Here is an 18710-nt window from a genome sequence, read left to right as displayed (position 1 = left end):
CGACATGGTCCAATCGCTCCAGCTTGGCACGTCAGGCCAAGCCGATGGCCAGAATGGCATGCGACGGCTCAACCGCCTGCCGATCATCGTGGCCGTCATCGTCATCGCTTTGTTTGCAGGAGTAGTCGTCATCGGCCTGTCGCTGCGTGGCCTTTCCTTTCATCGTGGCCACATCGAGCCTGCCTCCAACACTCCTGCGACCAGCTTTGGCGACCAGCTCAAGCGAGGTATAACGGATGGAATTATCGGCGAGCCAGAGAAACAGGCGGTGTTTCAACCGAGCCCTGTCCTCGAAGAGAAAATGGAAAAACACAAATCGATCGTCGAGCGACAACCAGCGGAACAGCAAGATCGCCGACCAAGGCCTGAGTCGGAAGAAGAGTGGAAGGCGCGTTTGAAGCGGGAACAGGATGAACAATATATCCGCGAGGCTCAGCGCCAGCGGATGGCCCGCCTGCAGGCGCGCGCTACGGCGCTTGATTCACCGCTGAAAGTCGACATCTTAGATGTCGAGAAGGCAGCGAGCTCCACTAATGAGACTGGCCCACAGCCGGCAAATGTCGCTGCGAACGGTACTTCGGACCTCTACGCTGCTGCTATGAAATCCGGCGTCCTGGGCCAAAACGTCGACCAGAACGGGCAGACGTCGAAGGAGGATTTCTTCAATCAGGACATCAAGGATCTCGGCTACCTGCCGAACCAGGTCGTGCCGCAGATGTCGCCCTATGAATTGAAGCGCGGTTCGATCATCCCGGCGACATTGATTACCGGCCTTAACTCCGATCTGCCTGGGCGGATCACCGCTCAGGTCAATCAGAACGTCTACGACAGCGCGACCGGCTATCGCCTCCTCATCCCGCAAGGTGCCAAGCTGTTCGGTCGCTACGATTCCAAGGTATCGTTCGGGCAGGAGCGCGTTCTCGTGGTCTGGTCGGATCTGATTTTCCCGAACGGATCCACCCTGCAGATCGGTGGCATGGCCGGCACAGATGCCGAAGGATATGGGGGCCTTCAGGACAAGGTTGACCGCCATCTCTGGAGGACATTCGGTTCAGCAGCGCTGGTGGCTATCATCGGGGCGGGGATCGACATGTCAGTCCCGGAGAGCTCGACGCTAGCAACGCAGGATACGGCCTCGGATGCAGCACGGCGAAATTTCGCCGAGAGCTTCGGCCGGGTCGCGGAACAGACGATCTCGAAGACCCTTAATGTTCAACCGACGGTCCAAATTCGGCCGGGCTATAGATTCAACGTCCTGGTGGACCAGGACGTCATCTTCCCAGCTCCCTACCGAGGATGAAAACAGCCTCGACGATCCGCCAGCGCCTCCGTGCGTGCCTCGTACCATAGACGAGCGATATTCCTCCCCAACCCGCTCTCGGCTATTCCCCTCTGGAGGTTTTCACCTTCACACCTCAAGGGCCGCGGTATCAGCCGGCCCTTTTTTCTGTGGGTTGACATAGCTCCATCTGGCACTAACGACGCTTTGGGTGGTTTGCTCATCATGCACGGCACCAATACGTTGAAGCGTAAAATGGCGCATTTTTACTTTCACCCCTGACGTCATTAATGAATTTTTGATGAAACTTTAAATTGTCAACTGCGCCTTTTGCAATTTCAATGGTTGAATCGAACGGTTGAACAAATTTACCAAATGCTTATCAGGGATTGCAGAAAACGCTTTAATCCTTCAGCTTCGACTACACGTTTCCGGTGGCGACGGTAACGACACCCTCAATGGCTACAACGGCAACGATGCTCTGTATGGCGGCGCCGGGACCGACATTTTGAACGGCGGAATTGGCGACGACTCTCTCTACGGCGGAGCAGACGATGATCAGCTCTTTGGAGGAGCTGGGAACGACTGGCTCACAGGAGACGCTGGCAACGATTATGCAGAGGGTGGTGCGGGAAATGACGTGTTTGTCGGAGTTGCGGGGAACGATACCCTATTCGGTCAGGCCGGAGACGATCAGTTCTTTGGGACGCAGGTACAGACACGATGGATGGTGGCGCGGGAAGTGACCGCCTTTGGGGAGGAGCAGGCAACGATCAGTATCAATACAATGGCCAGGGCAACGACTACATCGATGACGGTATAACCAACACAGGAACTTCCCGCACTGATACGGCATACGATCATGACGTTCTGTTCGTCACGTATACCGACGCCGATCTCGGGTTCTCACAGTTCGGCGATGAACTCTGGTTCTTTTCTCTCGCTGGTTATGCCAACGACAACAACGTGGATAATGCTGTCATTATCGAAGACTTCTTTCTCGGCGGCCACTATGTCGTTGAAACTTTGTATGCGGCAAACGGACAGGGCGGGCAGTACGACCTGACGACGCTCCTCGCCGCTTGATATCTCCATTGCAAAGCAGGCAAGCCGACGATATGTCGCCGGCTTGCCTCATGAGGCTACTGCCGACCGAGATAATCAGCCCTTTCTCGTTCGATGTTGGCGTGTTTCGCATACAGATTTTGAAGTTGATCGTATAGCGGATCTGTCTTCATCGCTACGTAGTCGATTGTTGACCCGGACTGTTCGAACGGGGCAAGCGCATTATATTGGCTTTGCGACATTGCCGTTCCCGCTTTAACGATCCGTCCACCAAGCATTTCGGCGATCTTATCCGCCCTGTTCTGAGCAGCGGCAGGGCCGCTCGATGCGGCATCCTCGTTAAGTCCGGCTAGAAGCTTGTTGATGCGCTCGCCAAGCTCGTTGCTATCGGTACCAACGACGCCTTGATTGTCGATCGTTGCAACAACTTGGCCCGCAACTGTAATCGTTGCATATGGTTTCACGCGCGGGTCGTTTGAATAGTCCGGGTTGGACGTTTGCGTATACTGACTTTTCAGATACTTCTTATTTGCTTCTATGTGGCGCTGATTCGCCTCCATGAATTCCTGATATTTGTCTTCTGAAAGCTCGGCCACGTTGATCGGCTTCAAGTCCAGCGCCGTCATGGCGATCTTGCCTTGAAAAATACTAGCCGAAGCAGATGGACGGCTATCGATCGTTGGCCTCATATCGGATGTATCCGATCCCTTGCCGCCTCCTTCGTCGTCGGAAAGTTTGTCATATACATCACCACTGGCCGAATTCGATCGATCAGCGATAGAGTATCGAGTTGTTGAACTGTAGTATGAAGTTGCTCCAACAGAAGTCATGATCAATCCCCATGGTTGCTCATTCCCATCGTGACACCCGCAGCTTGTCTCAACCTATCCTTGCAGACGGATTTCAACGACTAAGCCGTGCTCGAGGACTCTGATCTCATCAAGGTCACTGCTGGAGATTAACCGCTAACGATTCCTCTGACACGCTAGTGTTCCCCGTCGTGGCGCAAGCGACAGCGATCTCTATGGCATCTTGCAGAACCGGACCGAGCCGTCGGCCTTTTTGCCAGAAGATGGCGTAGTGATAGAGAGCGCTAGGCTCAAAGGGCGGATTTCGACAGGAAAGGCGGCAAACTGACGGGCGGCGAAGGTGTTGCTGCTTGTGATGCCCAGCCCTGCGGCGACGAAGTTGACTTCCTGCCCAGTGACATCGAACTGGATCGCCAGGTTGGGCTCTGCACCCATGTAGCGCATCGCGTTTTCGTTCATATGATGCGACTGCATCTGAGGCTCCACATAGGTGAGGGGTTCGCCGATCAGGTCCTCAGGTCTGATGACGTCTTTCTGCGAGAGCCGGTGCCCACGATGGAAGATGTAGACATTGGTCGCCGTCGCTATTGGGCACCACTCGAAGATCTTGTCGTCCAGCGGCAGTCGTCCCAGACCGATATCCGCGCGTCCCTCCAGCACATGTTCGATGACTTCCCGATAGTTTCCGACCTGAGCTGAACCGAAGTTATGGCCTGTCGGGATCGCAACGTCCTGATAACGTCCGGAAGCAGTCTCATTGAAAAGACGTAGGGTGCCGCGATGCTGATGGTGTCACTGTCGATGCCCCGGATCGATGTCACTGTTTTGGCGATCCGCTCCATCTGGGCAAAGGTCGCATCGGTATTCCGAAACAGCGCCATCGCCTGGGCACGAGGAACCAGCCGGCGCTTGTCGCGTATGAAGAGTTGGCAACGCGGCGGTCCTCCTTACGAAATGGGCCTGGGCATGGGTGGCGGCGACCGTGGGCCGCGACGAGCAGGCTGAGGTCGCACGTGCGGCCGGGGCAGATCTCATCGTCAACAGGCACAAGGAGGACGTCTCTCAGGCCGTACGACCGGCGACCGGCGGCCACTGGGTTGACCGCATTGTAGACGTCGACCTCTCTGCCAACGTTGACGTGGCGGTGGCCTGTCTGGCGCGCGACGGGGTCGTCAAGGCCTATTTGACGGAAACGCCGCAGGTCAGGCTCACGATCCCGTTCTTCCCGACGCTGATGGCGGTTTCTCGTTCCGCTTCGTCTATGTCTACACCATGCCGGAAGCAGCGATGCGGCAGGCGGCCTACGAGGTTTCGGCCTGCGCCACCTCGAGGGCATATGCCCCACGGGATTGCGCAGACATACACCCTCGACGAAGTGGCCGAAGCACACGAGTTCCAGGAGAGCGGCAAGCCCGTCGGAAAGGTTCTCCTCTGAATTCAGAATCCGTGACGCGGCCAGCCTAACCTCGGCTCCTCAGGCGATGACGGCTTTCGGCTCCAGGAACGCCTCTAGGCCGAACACACCGTGCTCGCGACCGATAGCATTGGCACCGCGATACGCCAGAGCTATCACCCCTTTGCAAAATCGCGAGCGGCTTGGACGAACGCAGTGAAGGCCGCGGGCGGGTTCTTCCTTCCGGGGTAGTAGAGCGCCAGCGGCGCCAGGAATGGCGTCCAGTCCTCCAGCACGCGCACAAGCCTTCCGGCTGCAATGTCTTCTCGCACATCCGCCTCCATAACGTATCCAAGGCCTACTCCGTTCTGTGCGGCTATCCTGACCAGGCTCGACTCGTCCAACGTAATCGACCCCTGAACGTCGATCTGAACGGCATTTCCGTCCTTTTCGAATTTCCACCGGAACAGAGCGTTGTTGGGAAGACGCGCGCGGATGCAGCGAAACCGGTACAGGTCAGTCGGCACAGTCGGTGTGCCATGGGTGCGAAGGAATTCCGGCGATGCGACCACTGCATTGCTGCGCTTCAGGCCCAGAGGCACAGCGATCATGTCGGCCGGGACGAGATCGGCCGGCCGCAGGCCGAGGTCAAAACCGGCCGCGACGATATCAACGATCCGTCCCTCGGTGACTAGGTCGACGTGAACCTGGGGATAGCGCTGTATGAACGAGAGGATCAGCGGCTCCATCACTTCGCGAGCTGCGGTGGCAAACGCGTTGATGCGCAACGTGCCCGTCGGCACTTCCTGGAGCGATTGGGCCGCCAGCATGGCGTCGTGGATGTCGGTCACTGCCGGCCCGACCCGGTCGACGAAGGTCTTGCCCGCCTCGGTCAACGAGACGCTGCGCGTCGTCCGGTTGAACAGGCGGATGCCGAGGCGCTGTTCGAGCTTTGCGATGGAATTGCTCAAGGCCGTCGTGGACACGCCGAGGTCCAGAGCGGCAGCCCTGAACGACCCGAGGCGGGCGATGCTGAGGACGGCATCGAGGTCAGCAAGAACAGATCGGATCATTGTCCCTCTTTTCGCAACGTCTCATCCTCTTTCATCCCGCTTATTCCGTCAATGAGGGTGATCTAAGTTGGGGTCAGTCGATCTCGCAGGGAGGTCAAACCACAGCGCAAGAGGCTGTTTCAGGATAGGAGAACCGAATGACCATCAAACTTCCGAAGGCTATCCAAGACTATTTCGACGCAGACCGGACAGGCAGCCCCGATACCATCGCGGCCACATTCACCGAGCACGGCATCGTGAAGGATAAAGGCAAGACCCACGAGGGACGCGAGGCCATTCGCGGATGGATGGCTGATGAGGCCCAGCAGTACAGCTACACGGTCGAACCCTTCTTGATCACCATCGAAAACGGGAAGACTGAGGTAATGGCCCATGCCATCGGCGACTTCCCTAGCAGCCCGATCGACCTGCGATTTATCTTCGTGCTTGCAGGCGACAAGGTTGCCGAACTGGAGATCACCGTATGAGCGCATTTCTTACCCTCAAGGGCCGTCGCGCCCTCATCACCGGCGGCACCTCGGGTGCGGGCGCTGCTACCGTGGCGTTGTTCAAGGAGTTTGGCGCCCGCGTGCTGACCACCGCCCGCAAGAAGCCGGCGGAGTTCTCCGGCGCGGCCTTCGTCGAAGCAGACCTGGCCGCGGTAGACGGCGTCCAGACTGTCGTTGACGCCGTTCACCAAGAGCTCGGCGGGCTCGACATCCTTGTGAACGTGCTGGGGGGCTCCTCGGCCCCTTCAGGCGGCTTTGCGGCGCTAACCGACGAGGAGTGGCAGAAAGAGTTCAACCTCAACTTCTTTCCCGCCGTCAGACTGGACCGCGCTCTCATTCCCGGTATGATCGCTCAGGGAAGCGGGGTGGTCATTCACGTGACCTCGATCCAGAGGATTCTTCCACTGCACCAGGCGACAACAGGCTACGCGTCGGCCAAGGGAGCCCTCAACACCTACAGCAAGAGCATCTCCAAGGAGGTCTCCCCCAAGGGCGTGCGCGTAGTGCGGGTCTCTCCCGGTTGGATCGCCGATCCAAGCTCCAACGGTCTTGCCCTGCGTATCGCAGAGGAAGCCGGCATCAGCTACGACGAAGCTGTGGAGACGATCATGAACTCGCTCGGTGGCATACCGCTCGGGCGACCGGCCAAGCCGGGAGAGGTCGCTGACCTGATCGCGTTCCTGGCATCCGATCGAGCATCCTCCATCACGGGAACCGAGCATGTGATCGACGGTGGGACGGTGCCTACCGCCTGAGCATTTAGGTCATCCACCGCCGTTGCAGGTCAGGCGGGTGCGTCCCACCCGCCGATCTGGGATGCCCGGCGAAATGAGAAACTGACCCTCGTGTCCAAACGAGGAGAGATGGATGAGCACTAGCGCGATGTCACCCGCGGTTCGCCACGCCGAGAGCTGGCTGAGAAAACGGTTGCGCAATGCGCTGTGAGCATCGTGCGGTTATGCAAGACATTTGGATTCAGCGAGACCTGTTATCGGTATAGTATCCGGCTCGGGATAAACGCCCGACCTTCATATCGACAGGCTGAAGGGAAGGCTCTGGGGCGCAACGCTCTGCGATCTGATTGTTCTCGCCGTCACCGTCCCGGTGAGCGTCGGCTATGTCGCGGGTGCACGGCTGTCGGCTCGGATCGGATTATTCGCCGCCACCACATGGTCGATTCTCGTCGGTGCAGAGATCGCCTTGCCTGCCCTTCCGACGTTGGTGGGGGCGAGGTCACGTCGAACGGTTGGGCGGCCCTTGCCTTCCTGATCATGGTTTGCACCCTCATTGGGTTTGCGGCCTGGTTCTGGGCGCTCGCCAAAGGTGGGGTCGCGTCGATCGCGCCACTGCAATTTGCAAAGCCCATCGTCAGCCTTATCGTCGCGGTGACGTTGCTGTCCGAGAGCCTTTCGGTGACGAGCCCAGTCGCCTGGTGCCTGATCTCTTGTGGTTTATACCTGTCGCGGCGCGCCTTGTGAGGTCGGCCTGGCCGGCCCCAAACTGCGAAAATGGCCGACTTGGCGAACAATGGTGTGAGAAAGGCTGCGGGTTTCCATGCCGAGCTGGGCATGCCGCTTGATCCCGGGAATGTTACCGCCCTCACACATCACTGTTCGTCCAGTCTTGCCAGAACACGCATTACGCGGTTTTGATAAAGGCTGTTCTGGGCAGAGGAGAACAGCCGCAACGATCATAGATGCCGGGGAGGGCATCAACATGCAGATCGATGCTGATTTTTTTCTGAGAATGACATCGGGAGGAGGACCCAATGACTGGTACGCATCAGATGCTGTATCGCGAACGGCTGCGATCCGCAAAGGAGGCCGTCGACCTAATTCCGTCGGTCGCGAAGGTCGCGATGCCGATCGCTGCGGGGCAGCCACCCGCCATTCTTGCGGCCCTTGCCGAACGGGCTCGGGCGGGAGCCATCGACAATTTGCGGCTCCATTATCTTCTTTGCACCGGCGTTGCGGGAACCAGCGTCTTCGATTTCGACCTGTGTGACCAGATCATTCCGATAAGTTACTTTCACGGAGGCGTGGAACGTGCGCTCGACAAGAGGCGATCGGCGGAAGCATTGCCGGCCGTCGACCTGGTGCCCTGCCATTTCAGCCAGGTGCCGCGCTCGCTGGTCGAGCATGTCGGGGTGGATACGCTGATCGCAACGGTCGCGCCGATGGATGCGGATGGTAATTTCAGCCTCGGCGTCAGTACAGATTATGCGCTCACCGTATCGCGCAAGCCGGGAATTCGGCTGATCCTCGAAGTCAACGCAAATATGCCCTATGTTCGGGGCGATTGCATGATTCCCATATCGAGCGTGACGGCGCTGGTCGAAAATGACGTCAGCCTGCCGATACTGCCGGCAGCTCCAAGCAATGAGGTAGACGATACCATCGGCGCGATCGTCGCAGGCTTGGTGGAAGACGGCGATTGCCTGCAAATGGGCATCGGCGCGTTGCCGGATGCGGTGTGCTCACGCCTTTTGCATCATCGTCATCTCGGCATCCATACGGAAATGATGACGGTAGGCCTCGCCGATCTGCTTAAGGCGGGTGTGGTCGACAATAGCCGCAAGCAGACGCATGTCGGGCGGTCGATCTTCACCTTCGCGCTGGGAGATCAATCGCTTTACAACCTCCTGCACGACAATCCGGACATCGAAGCCCATCCGGTCGACTATGTGAACAATCCTTTCGTCATTTCTCAGAACGACCGGGCGGTGTCGGTCAATGCGACGCTGCAGGTCGATCTGAACGGGGCGTGCAATTCGGAATTCGTGAATGGCAGGCAATTCAGTGCATCCGGCGGCCAGGTCGATTTCGTGCGTGGCGCCTATGCGTCGCGGGGCGGACGGTCGATCATCGCCTGTCATTCCACCGCGGCAAAGGGCACGCTTTCGCGCATTGTTCCGGCGCTCACCGGGCCGGTGACCACATCGCGCAACGACACCCATATCATCGTCACCGAATATGGATGGGCGAACCTCAAGGGCAAGTCGGTGGCCGAGCGAGCAAAGGCATTGATTGCGCTGGCGCATCCTGATTTTCGCGAGGAGCTGGACCGGGCAGCCCACGGGGCAGGGCTTTATGCCTGAATTGGCGAACTTTAGACGCGCCGATCGACCGAAATCCTTGCCGGGTTCGTTCTCGCTTCCGAAATGGTAGACGTGAATTCTCGGCCCTGTTGTTCAGGCCTTTATGAGAGCGATGCTCGACGGCGGGCATGACCTGACGCCGGGCGGCGCCGTAAAGGATCGCAGCTTGTCGGTGATGATGTGTTTGGGCGCCAAGCCCTGTTTCTTCAGCAAACGGACCAGCAATCGCTTGGCTGCCTTGGTGTTGCGACGAACCTGAACGATTTCATCCGGGACATACCCGTCTGGATCCACGGCGCGGCACAGCCAGCCCAAGATCATCCATTCCCGGCAGCAAGACTCGCAGTCGTTCCCATAGGCGGTAATCAACACCCGCTTTCCGCCTCACCAACGACCGTGCAGAACTCACCCCGTGGAAAGCTTAACCGGTCTCGCTTTTAGCACTTTGCCTGGATTCATCATGTTATGAGGGTCGAGGCTATGCTTGATCGCCAACATGAGATCCTGCTCGATGTCGCCGCGATATTTGAGGAACGCATCGGTCTTCATGCTTGCAAGACCGTGTTCAGCGGCGACGGAACCGCCGAATCGGTGGGCTTGATCGCAGATGATGCCCTCAATTTCCTCCGATCTGGCTAGAAACTCCTCGGCCGGGATTCTTTCCGGTGCAACGATCCCTAAATGGATATTGCCGTCGCCAAGATGGCCGAAGGCAACGATCCGGGCGCCGTCGACCGCCTTTGTGATCTCGCTCGAGCAGCTGTCAAGGAAGTGGGGTATTACTGAGATCGGAACGGAAATATCCCCCTGGATCGTCGGCCCCTCCTTCATGTCGGCTTCCGCCAATGCTTCGCGAATTGCCCAGAAGCTTCTGCTTTGTTCGATGGAGGCAGCGATGGCCGCATCGACGATTAGGCCGGATGCATGGGCCTCGGAGAGCGTGGCTTCGATCCGTTCCTGCTGAGAGACGGCCTCGTCGATTGAGGAGAACTCGATGAGCAGTTGCCAATCGTGCAGCCTGTCCAAAGACATGCGGTACGCCGGAAAATGCTTAAAGGCGAGCTCCAGACCATTGCGCGGCATGAGCTCGAAAGCCGTTATCTGCCCACCGGTCCGCTGCTTGGACAGGGCCAGCAGCTCCAGTGCCGCTTGGACCGACGGCACGGCGCAGACAGCTGTGGCGATAGAGGCAGGCTTCGCAAACAGCTTCAGCACGGCGCCGGTGATGATGCCGAGTGTACCCTCGCTGCCAATGAAGAGCTGCTTCAGGTCGTACCCCATATTGTCCTTACGCAGTCCACGCAACCCATTCCATATCCGCCCATCCGCCAACACGACTTCCAGGCCGAGAACCAAGTCTCGGGTATTGCCATAGCGTATGACATTGCTGCCGCCGGCATTGGTGGCAAGGTTGCCGCCGATCTGGCAACTCCCCTCGGAGGCAATGCGCAACGGGAAGAGGCGCATCGCTTTCGCCGCTTCGGCCTGAATCGCAGCGAGCAGGCATCCCGCCTCGACAGTGATGGTGTCGTTGATCGTGTCGATATCCCGGACCTTGTTCATCCGTGCGAGGTTGACAATGATTTCGACACACTCGCCGGCCGACACGGAGCTCCCTTTGACCTACTATGGCCTATACTCGCGGTGTATAAAATTCTGGCCGCGAGCCCCCACTATGACCAATCAAATGAACAAAACTTGCCCGGATGTAAGGTTGATGTCATACTGTACAGAATTCTGGACGTCAGAGGACTTCATGTCCACTCAAATGAACGAAGCGAGATATATCGTGCCCCGTCAGAGAAGCTATTCAAGAATCACGCGCCAAGCCCTCACCATGCTCGGCAAGCTGATCCGCGTCGGCCGCGCCGAGCGCGGCCTGACCGCGCAGGAACTGGCCGACCGCGCCGGCATCAGTCGCACGACCCTATCCAGCATCGAAAAGGGCGCACCCAGCCCCGAGATCGGTATCGTCTTCGAGGTCGCTTCAATCGTCGGTGTACGCCTGTTCGACTATGACGAGCGCGCCCTGCAGATGCACAACGCCCGCCTGGACGAAAAACTGACCCTTCTGCCCAAAAGCGTCCGCCACAGTGTGAAGGAGGTCGATGATGACTTCTAAGGCGGATGCCACCGAAGCCTTTGTCTGGATGTGGCTGCCGGGGGCGACGGAACCGGTGGTCGCGGGCCGCCTCGATCAGGACGGCGAGCGCCTGCTCTTCACCTATGGCTCCAGCTATCGGCGCCGTAAGAACGCGATTTCCCTCTATGAGCCGGAACTGCCGCTTCAAGAGGGCACGATCCCCCCGATCAGTGGCCTGTCGATGGCGAGCTGCATTCGCGACGCCTCGCCGGACGCCTGGGGCCGCCGAGTCATCATTAACAGGCTGACGGGCAAAAAGCCCGACGCTGCCGGCGTGCCTGACATCAACGAGCTGACCTTTCTGCTCCAGTCGGGCTCCGACCGGATTGGCGCCCTCGATTTCCAGGCATCGGCCACAGAGTATGTTCCCCGCCTTGCCGCGCAAGCCTCGCTTGACCAACTCCTCGAAGCGGCCGAACTCGTCGAAAAGGGCGTCCCACTTATTCCGGTACTCGACCAGGCACTCAATCACGGCACCTCGATCGGCGGCGCGCGCCCCAAGGCGCTGATCGATGACGACACGAAGAAGTTCATCGCCAAATTCTCGGCCACCAACGACACCTACAGCGTCGTGAAGGCCGAATTCATCGCCATGAGGCTTGCGACCGCCTCCGGGCTCAACGCCGCGTCCGTAGCAATGACCCGTGCCGCGCAAAAGGACGTGCTGCTGATCGAGCGCTTCGACCGCAGCCGCACCAAGAACGGCTGGACGCGGCACGCCATGGTCTCGGGCCTAACCATGCTGGGCCTTGATGAGATGATGGCCCGCTATGCCTCATACGAAGACCTTGCCGAGCTGATCCGCCACCGCTTCACCGACCCCAAGGATACGCTCAAGGAGCTGTACGGGCGGATTTGCTTCAACGTGCTGTGCGGGAACACCGACGACCATGCTCGCAACCATGCCGCCTTCTGGGATGGCAAGGCGCTGACCCTGACACCCGCCTATGACATCTGTCCGCAAGGCCGCACTGGCAACGAAGCCACGCAGGCCATGCTGATCAAGGGTGAGAGGCGCGCCAGCACGCTCGCCACCTTGCTCGCTGCCGCGCCTGACTATCACCTGAAAGAAACGGAAGCCGCCGCGCTGATCGAGCACCAGATCAAGACCATCGCCGAACACTGGCGAGAGATCTGTGACGAAGCAGCCCTCAGCCCTGTCGACCGCAAGCTGTTCGCCGGGCGTCAGTTTCTCAACTTTTATGCCCTCGAAGGCCTCCATAACCACAAGTCACTGCAGGATGCATTCCGCACCGCGCGCGAAACCCTGATCGCCAGCGGAGGTGGCTGACGATGACCACGCCCAGGCAACTCAAAAGAGGCGCATGGCCGGGAGCATTCCTCCACTCCCTCGGCCATGAGTCATGGACTGCCGAGCAGACCGCCTCCGGCATAAACATCCGTGGCGGCCGCGATCGGGCGCCCTTTTCTTCTTGGGCAGGCCCGCGCAGATCACCAGCGCGCTAGGCTTCACCTCGATAGAAGTACCGCTTTACCGCTGGCCGCGGGCCAGTCCGCAAGGCAACACGAGGTGAAACCGGCACAGGCGATAAATGTGACCGCAAGCGCTAATGACAAATGCAATCTGGCGATTGCACTTGAACATTCGGTATCGTGCCTGGCACCTAGGAAAACTTGCTTTCTCGAGGTTTTCGACGGGCCGCCCCCGGAAGGGCGGCCCCGCGGCGGGCAAAGCTTTGCCGAATTTCAGACATCGCGTGCATGAAAATTGAAGCCGTTGTATTGAGTACACGCCACTCTATGACGCGCAGACAGAACGGCCATAGTTACTCGTGTGCTTATGCGCAACTTCATGTGCGGCCTGTAATATCTGCTGTAGGCGTCGTCTGAAAGGCATTCGCCGATTTTGCGAGCCGCGAAACTCTGGCTAGATCTTTCTAAGGCCAGCTTGCGGTCGGTGAGTGACCTTGCCCAATCAAGCGGTGAGGTCTTCTACCTTGAGTTTCAGGTCGCTGACATAGGACGCGACGGAAAGGTCTTCGCCCGTCGCGTCCACCAGCAACTGGCTCGGTCTTTTCGACCGTCCGTATTGATGGACATTCTCGTTCAGCCAGGTCTTCAGCGGGAGGTAATCGCCGTCTTCCAATCCACGCTCGATTGCTGTCTCCTTGCGGGCGGCGGCGAAGAACTGCGAGGACATGATGTTGCCGATCGTATAGGTGGGGAAGGAGCCGACCATGCCTGACGACCAGTGAACATCCTGCAGCACGCCGAGTGTATCGTTCGGCACATCGAGGCCGAGATAGGCCCTCATCTTTTCGCGCCAGATCTCGGGCAGATCAGCAACACGGATTTCGCCCGCTATCAGTCCCGCCTCGATCTCCGAGCGCAGAATGATGTGCAAGTCGTAGGTCAATTCGTCGGCCTCGACACGGATGAACCCTGGACGTGCAGCGTTGACCGCCCGCCAGAAATCCTCCGGAGTGACGTCGCTTAGCTGGTCGGGGAAGACCCTCTGCAGATCGGCGAAGTTGAGTTCCCAGAAACGGCGGGAGCGGCCGACGCGGTTTTCCCAGAGGCGAGACTGCGATTCATGTGTGCCAAAACTGGTGCCGCCGACCGCGTGGAGATTTACGAAATCGGTGGTGAAGGTGGAACGGCTGAAGGCTTCAGATATGCCCTGCTCATAGATGCCGTGACCTGCCTCGTGCCAGACTGCGAAGAGGCCGCCGGGCAACCAGGTTTCACGAAAGCGGCCGGTGATGCGCACGTCGGAACGTGTGAAGGAAATCTCGAACGGATGGACGGTGTCGTCGAGGCGCCCACGATTGAAATCATAGCCGAAGCGGGCTGAAATGAGACTGGAGAAGGCGCGCTGCTTGTCGACCGGATAGGCGCGATCGAGAATTTCTGACCGCACGTTGGCCTCTTTCGACTGTGCGAGCAGGGGCAGAAGGCCATCGCGCAGCTCGTCATAGATGCCGCGCAGCCGTGACCAGCTCATGCCCGGCTCGTAAGTTGCGACCAGCGCATCGTAGGGATGCTCTTCATAGCCGATGTCGGCAGCGATCTCACGCTGCATCTCCATCGTGCGTTCCAGAAGTGGTGCAAAGGCGGCAAAATCGTTGGTGGCGCGGGCCTTGGTCCAGGTGGATTGCGCGACGGTCTTCAGTTCGGCCGCGGCGCTGACGAGACAGGGGGAAATACGCGAAAGTGTGCCGATGGCTTCGGCTGCCTGCTCAACCGCGAGACGGCGTGGGTCGGCGGTATCGGCGCCGGACAATTCCGAACGCGCGCCTTCGATGGCGCGCTGCAGCTTGTCGCTCGTGGCAAGGTCATGGGCAAGGCCGACCAGTGTAGCTATCTGCTTGCCACGTGCATCGACGCCGCCTGGCGGCATCATGGTGCGTGCATCCCAGGTGAGCAGGTTCACGGCGCAAAGGATATCATTGATCCTGGCGATGTCGGTTTCGAAAGCGGCAAAGCTCATGGTCATCTCATCCTGTCAGGGCTTCGGCGCCCCAAAATCTTGAAGGTGGCAGGCGGCAAGCTGGCCGTGACCGCGCGGCGTCAGAAGTGGTCGCTCGACCCTGCAGCGGTCGAAGGCATGCGGACAGCGGCTGGCGAAGGCGCATCCCGGCGGCACCGCCAGTGGGCTTGGCAGTTCGCCCCGCGCCGCGACCATGCGGTTGCGACGCGACGGATCGAGTTCCGGTGCGGCATCGAGCAGCGCTTTGGAATAGGGGTGACGCGGGGCGGTGAAGAGACCTTCCGACGTATTCACTTCCACCACCTGCCCGAGATACATGACAGCCACGCGATGCGAGATGTGGCGTACCAGCCGAAGGTCGTGAGCGACAAAGATGACGGTGAGGTGCAATTGCTCCTGAAGTCGCAGGAGTAGATTGACGACCTGGGCCTGCACCGAGACATCGAGCGCCGACACCAGCTCGTCTGCAACGATGACATCGGGCTCCACGGCAAGCGCTCGCGCAATGCCGATGCGCTGGCGCTGGCCGCCGGAAAACTCGTGGGGATAGCGCGCGGCGGCGTCCTGCGGCAGGCGTACAAGTTCAAGCAGTTCGGCAATGCGATGGTCGATTTCGGCGGCAGGGCGCATCTTATGGACGGAGAGCGCTTCTCCGAGGATCTGCGAAACGGTCATGCGGGGGTTGAGCGAACCGTAGGGATCCTGAAAGATCATTTGGACGCGCCGGTTGAAGGCGCGCCGTTCGCCGCGGCGGAATGTGCCGATATCCTTGCCCTCGAAACGGATCGCTCCGCCATCCGGCTCATGCAGACGCACCAGACAGCGTGCCAAAGTCGATTTTCCGCAGCCGGATTCTCCGACAATGCCAAGTGTTTCACCGCGATGGATCTGAAGCGAGACGTCGCGCAGCGCGTGGACTGCGAGCGGCGGTTTTCCTTGAAGGCGGCGCGCCAGTGAATAAGGACCGGCAAAATGTTTCGAGACGCCATCGATCGAAAGAATGGGAAGGTTCGCGTTCAAATGATTGCCTCCGCCGTCGCCACGAGGTCATGGTGGAAACAGGCAACCATCCGGCCGTGGGGAGTCACGGTCTCCAATACCGGCCGCTCTTTCAGACAGTGTTCGGTTGCAAACTTGCAGCGCGGATGGAAAGCGCATCCTTCCGGCAGATTGGTGAGGCTCGGCGGCGTGCCCTCGATCGACTGAAGCACGGTTCGCGACGTGCCGGAGCGCGGCACCGATCCCAGCAGGCCGCGCGTGTAGGGATGGCGCGGCTTGCCGAAGACATCCGCAACCGTTCCGGTCTCGACGATGCGGCCGGCATACATGACCGCCATGCGGTCGCAGGTCGCGGCGACCACGCCGAGGTCGTGGGTGACGAGAACGACACTCATCGACAATCGATCGCGCAGATCGAGCAGCAATTTGAGGATCTGATCCTGAATCGTGACGTCAAGCGCTGTCGTCGGCTCGTCGGCGAGCAGCAGCTTCGGCGAGCAGGCAAGCGCGATAGCGATCATGGCGCGTTGGCGCATGCCGCCCGAAAACTGGTGCGGATATTGCTGCAGCCGCCGTTCGGCGGCGGGGATGCCGACGATGTTCATCAGCTCAAGCGCGCGGGCCCTGCGTTCTCTCGCGTTCAGCGCCGTGTGGGCGGCGAGGTTTTCCTCGATCTGCATGCCGACCGGCAGCACCGGATTCAGCGCTGTCATCGGTTCCTGGAAGATCATCGCGATCTCGCCGCCACGAACCTTGCGCAGTTCTTCGGCCGGCATGGCGACGAGATCGCGGCCGCGCCATTCGACACGTCCGCTCACCTGTCCTGGTTCGCGGATCAACCGCATGATGGAGCGCAGCGTCACGCTCTTGCCGGAGCCGGATTCGCCGACAAGGCCGACAACTTCGCCTGGCGCCACATCGAAATCCACATCGGCGGCCGCGATCGCCTGTCCACGCGGCGTATCGAAGGTCGTCGTCAGGCCGCGCACGATCAGCCCGCCTTTGTCGTTCGGCATGCCCATCATCGTTTGACCCTCAACAGTTCCGCGACGCCATCACCCGCCAGGCTGAAACCAAGGCCGGTCAGCACGATCGCGACGCCCGGAAAGACGGAGATCCACCAGGCCGTATTCATGAAATTCTTGCCATCCGCGATCTGCACACCCCATTCGGCTGCCGGAGGCTGGGCGCCGAGACCGAGATAACCAAGGCTTGAGCCGAGCAAGATAGCGAGCGCCATGTCGGTCATCCAGTAGACGATCGCCGGGGTGATCGCATTGGGCAGCAGGTGGCGAAAGATGATGCGCAGCGGCGCATAGCCCATGACCTTGCCCGCATCGGCATAATCGAGCCGTTTTTGCACCTTGATTTCGGATGCGACGAGACGCGCATAGAAGACCCAGCCGACGACGCCGACGGCGACATACATGTTGCCGAGACCGGGGCCGAGCACCGAGACGATGGCGATGACGAGCACCAGAAACGGAAAGGTAATCGTCGCATCGACGATGCGCCCGAAGATCGATTCCCAGATGCCGCCGGCATAGCCGACGAAGGCACCGACAATCGTGCCGAAGATGAAGGGGCCGATCGTTGCGAAGATCGCGATCTGCATATCGATCGTGTAGGCGTGAATGACGCGCGAAAGCACGTCGCGGCCGAAACTGTCGGTACCGAAAGGATGCGCCCAGCTCGGAGGTTTCAAAAGCGCATTATAATCGAACGTCGTCGGATCATAGGGCGCAATCAGCGAAGGCCAGATAGCGATGACCAGGCTGAGACCGAGAATGATGCCGCCCCAAATCAAGGAGCGGGGCGGCCTGCGCAAGCGCGAAGCGGAGCGAGCGGCCTTGGCTGCGATACCTATCATCGGGCAATCCTCGGATCGAGCCAGGCCTGCACGATATCGGTGACGAGGAAGGTCAGTGAGACGAGGATCGCAAGGGCGATGGTCAGACCCTGCAGGACCGGATAATCGCGGCCGTAGATGCTCTCGATCAGCAGGCGGCCGGCGCCGGGAACGGCAAAGACCGTTTCCGTGATGACGGCGCCGCCGAACAGCGTGCCCGTCTGGAGGCCGAACAGCGTCACCGTGGAAATTAGCGCATTGCGTAAAACATGGCGCATGAGGATGACGCGCGAGCGCAGCCCCTTGGCCGTGGCAAAATCGACATATTCGGCATTCATCACACCGATAATGGAGGAGCGCAGATTGCGCATGAGCACTGCGGCAAAACTCAATGCCAGGGTCAGGGCCGGCAGGAAGAGATGATAGATCCGATCACCGAAAGTGTCGCCGTAGCCGCCGACCGGGAAGATTTTCAGCTGAGCGGCAAATACCGTCAGAAGCACGATGCCGACATAGAAGACCGGCATGGACAGGCCGACCTGAAATGTCCCGCGAATGATGCTGTCGGGAAGCCGTTCGCGCTTCAGCGCGGCGACGAAGGCAAGCGGCACGGCAAGAACGAGGGCGATCAGGGCCGACATCATGGTCAGCATCAGCGTCACTGGAAGCCGTTGCAGGATCAGCGACATGACGGAAACCTTCAAGCCGATGGAATTGCCAAGGTCGCCGGTCAGAATGCGCTCGACGTAATAAAGGAACTGTATCGGGACGGGCTTGTCGAGCCCGAGCTGCCTGTTAATGCGCTCCACATCCGCGTCGATGGCTCGGTCCCCGAGCATGGCACTGGCGGGGTCACCCGGCAGCAGGCGCACGAGCACGAATGTGACGATGAGAATGAAGATCACCGTCGGGATCATCTGAAGCACGCGCCGAATTATGAAACTGAAAAGGGGCAATAGTCGCTCCCGGTCTTCCCTTTAGAACGCCGGGTGTCCATTCGGACACACTAACTCTTTGAAACTACGCATTAGCTTTCCGAAAATTGGTCTCGATTTTCGGGCCGA

Annotated in this window: 18 protein-coding genes and 2 pseudogenes; 10 read left to right on the top strand and 10 right to left on the bottom strand. The window is 59.5% G+C overall.

What is annotated here, in order from left to right; genetic code table 11:
• The first annotated feature begins 4 nt into the window (after window positions 1-4).
• The 3 genes from trbI to DQ393_RS33200 all read left to right on the top strand — a co-directional run bounded on the left by trbI (window position 5) and on the right by DQ393_RS33200 (window position 2365).
• Window positions 5-1300 carry an IncP-type conjugal transfer protein TrbI gene (trbI, locus tag DQ393_RS16590; protein ID WP_112342855.1) on the top strand — a complete coding sequence of 432 codons (1296 nt, stop codon included), beginning with the start codon at window positions 5-7 and terminating at the stop codon, window positions 1298-1300.
• Window positions 1301-1637: 337 nt separating this feature from the next.
• Window positions 1638-2102, top strand: a complete 465-nt coding sequence (locus DQ393_RS33855) for a calcium-binding protein (RefSeq protein WP_181592373.1) — start codon at window positions 1638-1640, stop codon at window positions 2100-2102.
• The gene (locus DQ393_RS33200; RefSeq protein WP_146758984.1) at window positions 2003-2365 is read left to right on the top strand and encodes a hypothetical protein; all 363 of its coding nucleotides are present in this window, start codon (window positions 2003-2005) and stop codon (window positions 2363-2365) included. The genes DQ393_RS33855 and DQ393_RS33200 overlap by 100 nt, the downstream gene beginning before the upstream one ends.
• Window positions 2366-2421: 56 nt before the next feature.
• On the opposite strand, the gene DQ393_RS16575 is transcribed toward DQ393_RS33200, so the two are convergent.
• Complete coding sequence (locus DQ393_RS16575; protein ID WP_146758983.1) at window positions 2422-3174, bottom strand: hypothetical protein; 753 nt, start codon at window positions 3172-3174, stop codon at window positions 2422-2424.
• 192 nt (window positions 3175-3366) lie between these two features.
• Window positions 3367-3876, bottom strand: a complete 510-nt coding sequence (locus DQ393_RS16570) for a LysR substrate-binding domain-containing protein (protein ID WP_112342851.1) — start codon at window positions 3874-3876, stop codon at window positions 3367-3369.
• A gap of 214 nt (window positions 3877-4090) precedes the next feature.
• Here DQ393_RS16570 and DQ393_RS16565 point away from each other — a divergent pair.
• Window positions 4091-4588 (top strand): annotated as a pseudogene (locus DQ393_RS16565) (zinc-binding dehydrogenase); the annotation flags it as partial.
• Between the two features lie 134 nt (window positions 4589-4722).
• Here the strand turns inward: DQ393_RS16565 and DQ393_RS16560 are convergent.
• Window positions 4723-5619, bottom strand: coding sequence for a LysR family transcriptional regulator (locus tag DQ393_RS16560; RefSeq protein WP_112342850.1), 897 nt, complete (start codon window positions 5617-5619; stop codon window positions 4723-4725).
• 137 nt (window positions 5620-5756) lie between these two features.
• Here DQ393_RS16560 and DQ393_RS16555 point away from each other — a divergent pair, with 137 nt between their 5' ends.
• The 4 genes from DQ393_RS16555 (at window position 5757) to DQ393_RS16540 (ending at window position 9204) form a co-directional block, all read left to right on the top strand.
• Complete coding sequence (locus tag DQ393_RS16555; RefSeq protein ID WP_112342849.1) at window positions 5757-6086, top strand: nuclear transport factor 2 family protein; 330 nt, start codon at window positions 5757-5759, stop codon at window positions 6084-6086.
• Window positions 6083-6862, top strand: coding sequence for an SDR family oxidoreductase (locus tag DQ393_RS16550; protein WP_112342848.1), 780 nt, complete (start codon window positions 6083-6085; stop codon window positions 6860-6862). Before DQ393_RS16555 ends, DQ393_RS16550 begins: the two co-directional genes overlap by 4 nt.
• 414 nt (window positions 6863-7276) lie before the next feature.
• On the top strand, window positions 7277-7585 hold the full coding sequence (locus DQ393_RS16545) for a DMT family transporter (protein WP_181592371.1): 309 nt from the start codon (window positions 7277-7279) through the stop codon (window positions 7583-7585).
• Between the two features lie 290 nt (window positions 7586-7875).
• Window positions 7876-9204 (top strand): acetyl-CoA hydrolase/transferase family protein, encoded by a 1329-nt coding sequence (locus DQ393_RS16540; protein ID WP_112342847.1) that lies wholly within the window; start codon window positions 7876-7878, stop codon window positions 9202-9204.
• Between the two features lie 19 nt (window positions 9205-9223).
• On the opposite strand, the pseudogene DQ393_RS16535 reads toward DQ393_RS16540, so the two are convergent.
• Window positions 9224-9513 (bottom strand): annotated as a pseudogene (locus tag DQ393_RS16535) (DDE-type integrase/transposase/recombinase); the annotation flags it as partial.
• Window positions 9514-9609: 96 nt separating this feature from the next.
• Entirely contained in the window at window positions 9610-10812 is a 1203-nt protein-coding gene (locus tag DQ393_RS16530) for an FAD-binding oxidoreductase (RefSeq protein WP_112342846.1), read from the bottom strand.
• A gap of 229 nt (window positions 10813-11041) precedes the next feature.
• On the opposite strand from DQ393_RS16530, the gene DQ393_RS16525 reads away from it, so the two are divergent.
• Window positions 11042-11326, top strand: coding sequence for a helix-turn-helix domain-containing protein (locus DQ393_RS16525; protein ID WP_162736927.1), 285 nt, complete (start codon window positions 11042-11044; stop codon window positions 11324-11326).
• Window positions 11316-12638 (top strand): type II toxin-antitoxin system HipA family toxin, encoded by a 1323-nt coding sequence (locus tag DQ393_RS16520; protein ID WP_112342844.1) that lies wholly within the window; start codon window positions 11316-11318, stop codon window positions 12636-12638. The genes DQ393_RS16525 and DQ393_RS16520 overlap by 11 nt, the downstream gene beginning before the upstream one ends.
• Window positions 12639-13283: 645 nt before the next feature.
• Here the strand turns inward: DQ393_RS16520 and DQ393_RS16515 are convergent.
• The 5 genes from DQ393_RS16515 to DQ393_RS16495 are packed head-to-tail and all read right to left on the bottom strand — an operon-like array spanning window position 13284 to window position 18602.
• On the bottom strand, window positions 13284-14798 hold the full coding sequence (locus DQ393_RS16515; RefSeq protein WP_112342843.1) for a carboxypeptidase M32: 1515 nt from the start codon (window positions 14796-14798) through the stop codon (window positions 13284-13286).
• A 15-nt stretch (window positions 14799-14813) separates the two neighbouring features.
• Window positions 14814-15818 carry an ABC transporter ATP-binding protein gene (locus DQ393_RS16510; RefSeq protein ID WP_112342842.1) on the bottom strand — a complete coding sequence of 335 codons (1005 nt, stop codon included), beginning with the start codon at window positions 15816-15818 and terminating at the stop codon, window positions 14814-14816.
• Window positions 15815-16813 carry an ABC transporter ATP-binding protein gene (locus DQ393_RS16505; protein ID WP_245430378.1) on the bottom strand — a complete coding sequence of 333 codons (999 nt, stop codon included), beginning with the start codon at window positions 16811-16813 and terminating at the stop codon, window positions 15815-15817. The genes DQ393_RS16510 and DQ393_RS16505 overlap by 4 nt, the downstream gene beginning before the upstream one ends.
• A gap of 5 nt (window positions 16814-16818) precedes the next feature.
• On the bottom strand, window positions 16819-17667 hold the full coding sequence (locus tag DQ393_RS16500) for an ABC transporter permease (protein ID WP_112342840.1): 849 nt from the start codon (window positions 17665-17667) through the stop codon (window positions 16819-16821).
• Complete coding sequence (locus tag DQ393_RS16495; protein WP_112342839.1) at window positions 17664-18602, bottom strand: ABC transporter permease; 939 nt, start codon at window positions 18600-18602, stop codon at window positions 17664-17666. Before DQ393_RS16495 ends, DQ393_RS16500 begins: the two co-directional genes overlap by 4 nt.
• Between the last annotated feature and the right edge of the window lie 108 nt (window positions 18603-18710).

Origin of the sequence: Martinezella tropici, from assembly GCF_003287875.1 — a bacterium.
Lineage (GTDB): Bacteria > Pseudomonadota > Alphaproteobacteria > Rhizobiales > Rhizobiaceae > Rhizobium > Rhizobium tropici_C.
This window is presented reverse-complemented; position numbering and strand designations above follow the sequence as displayed.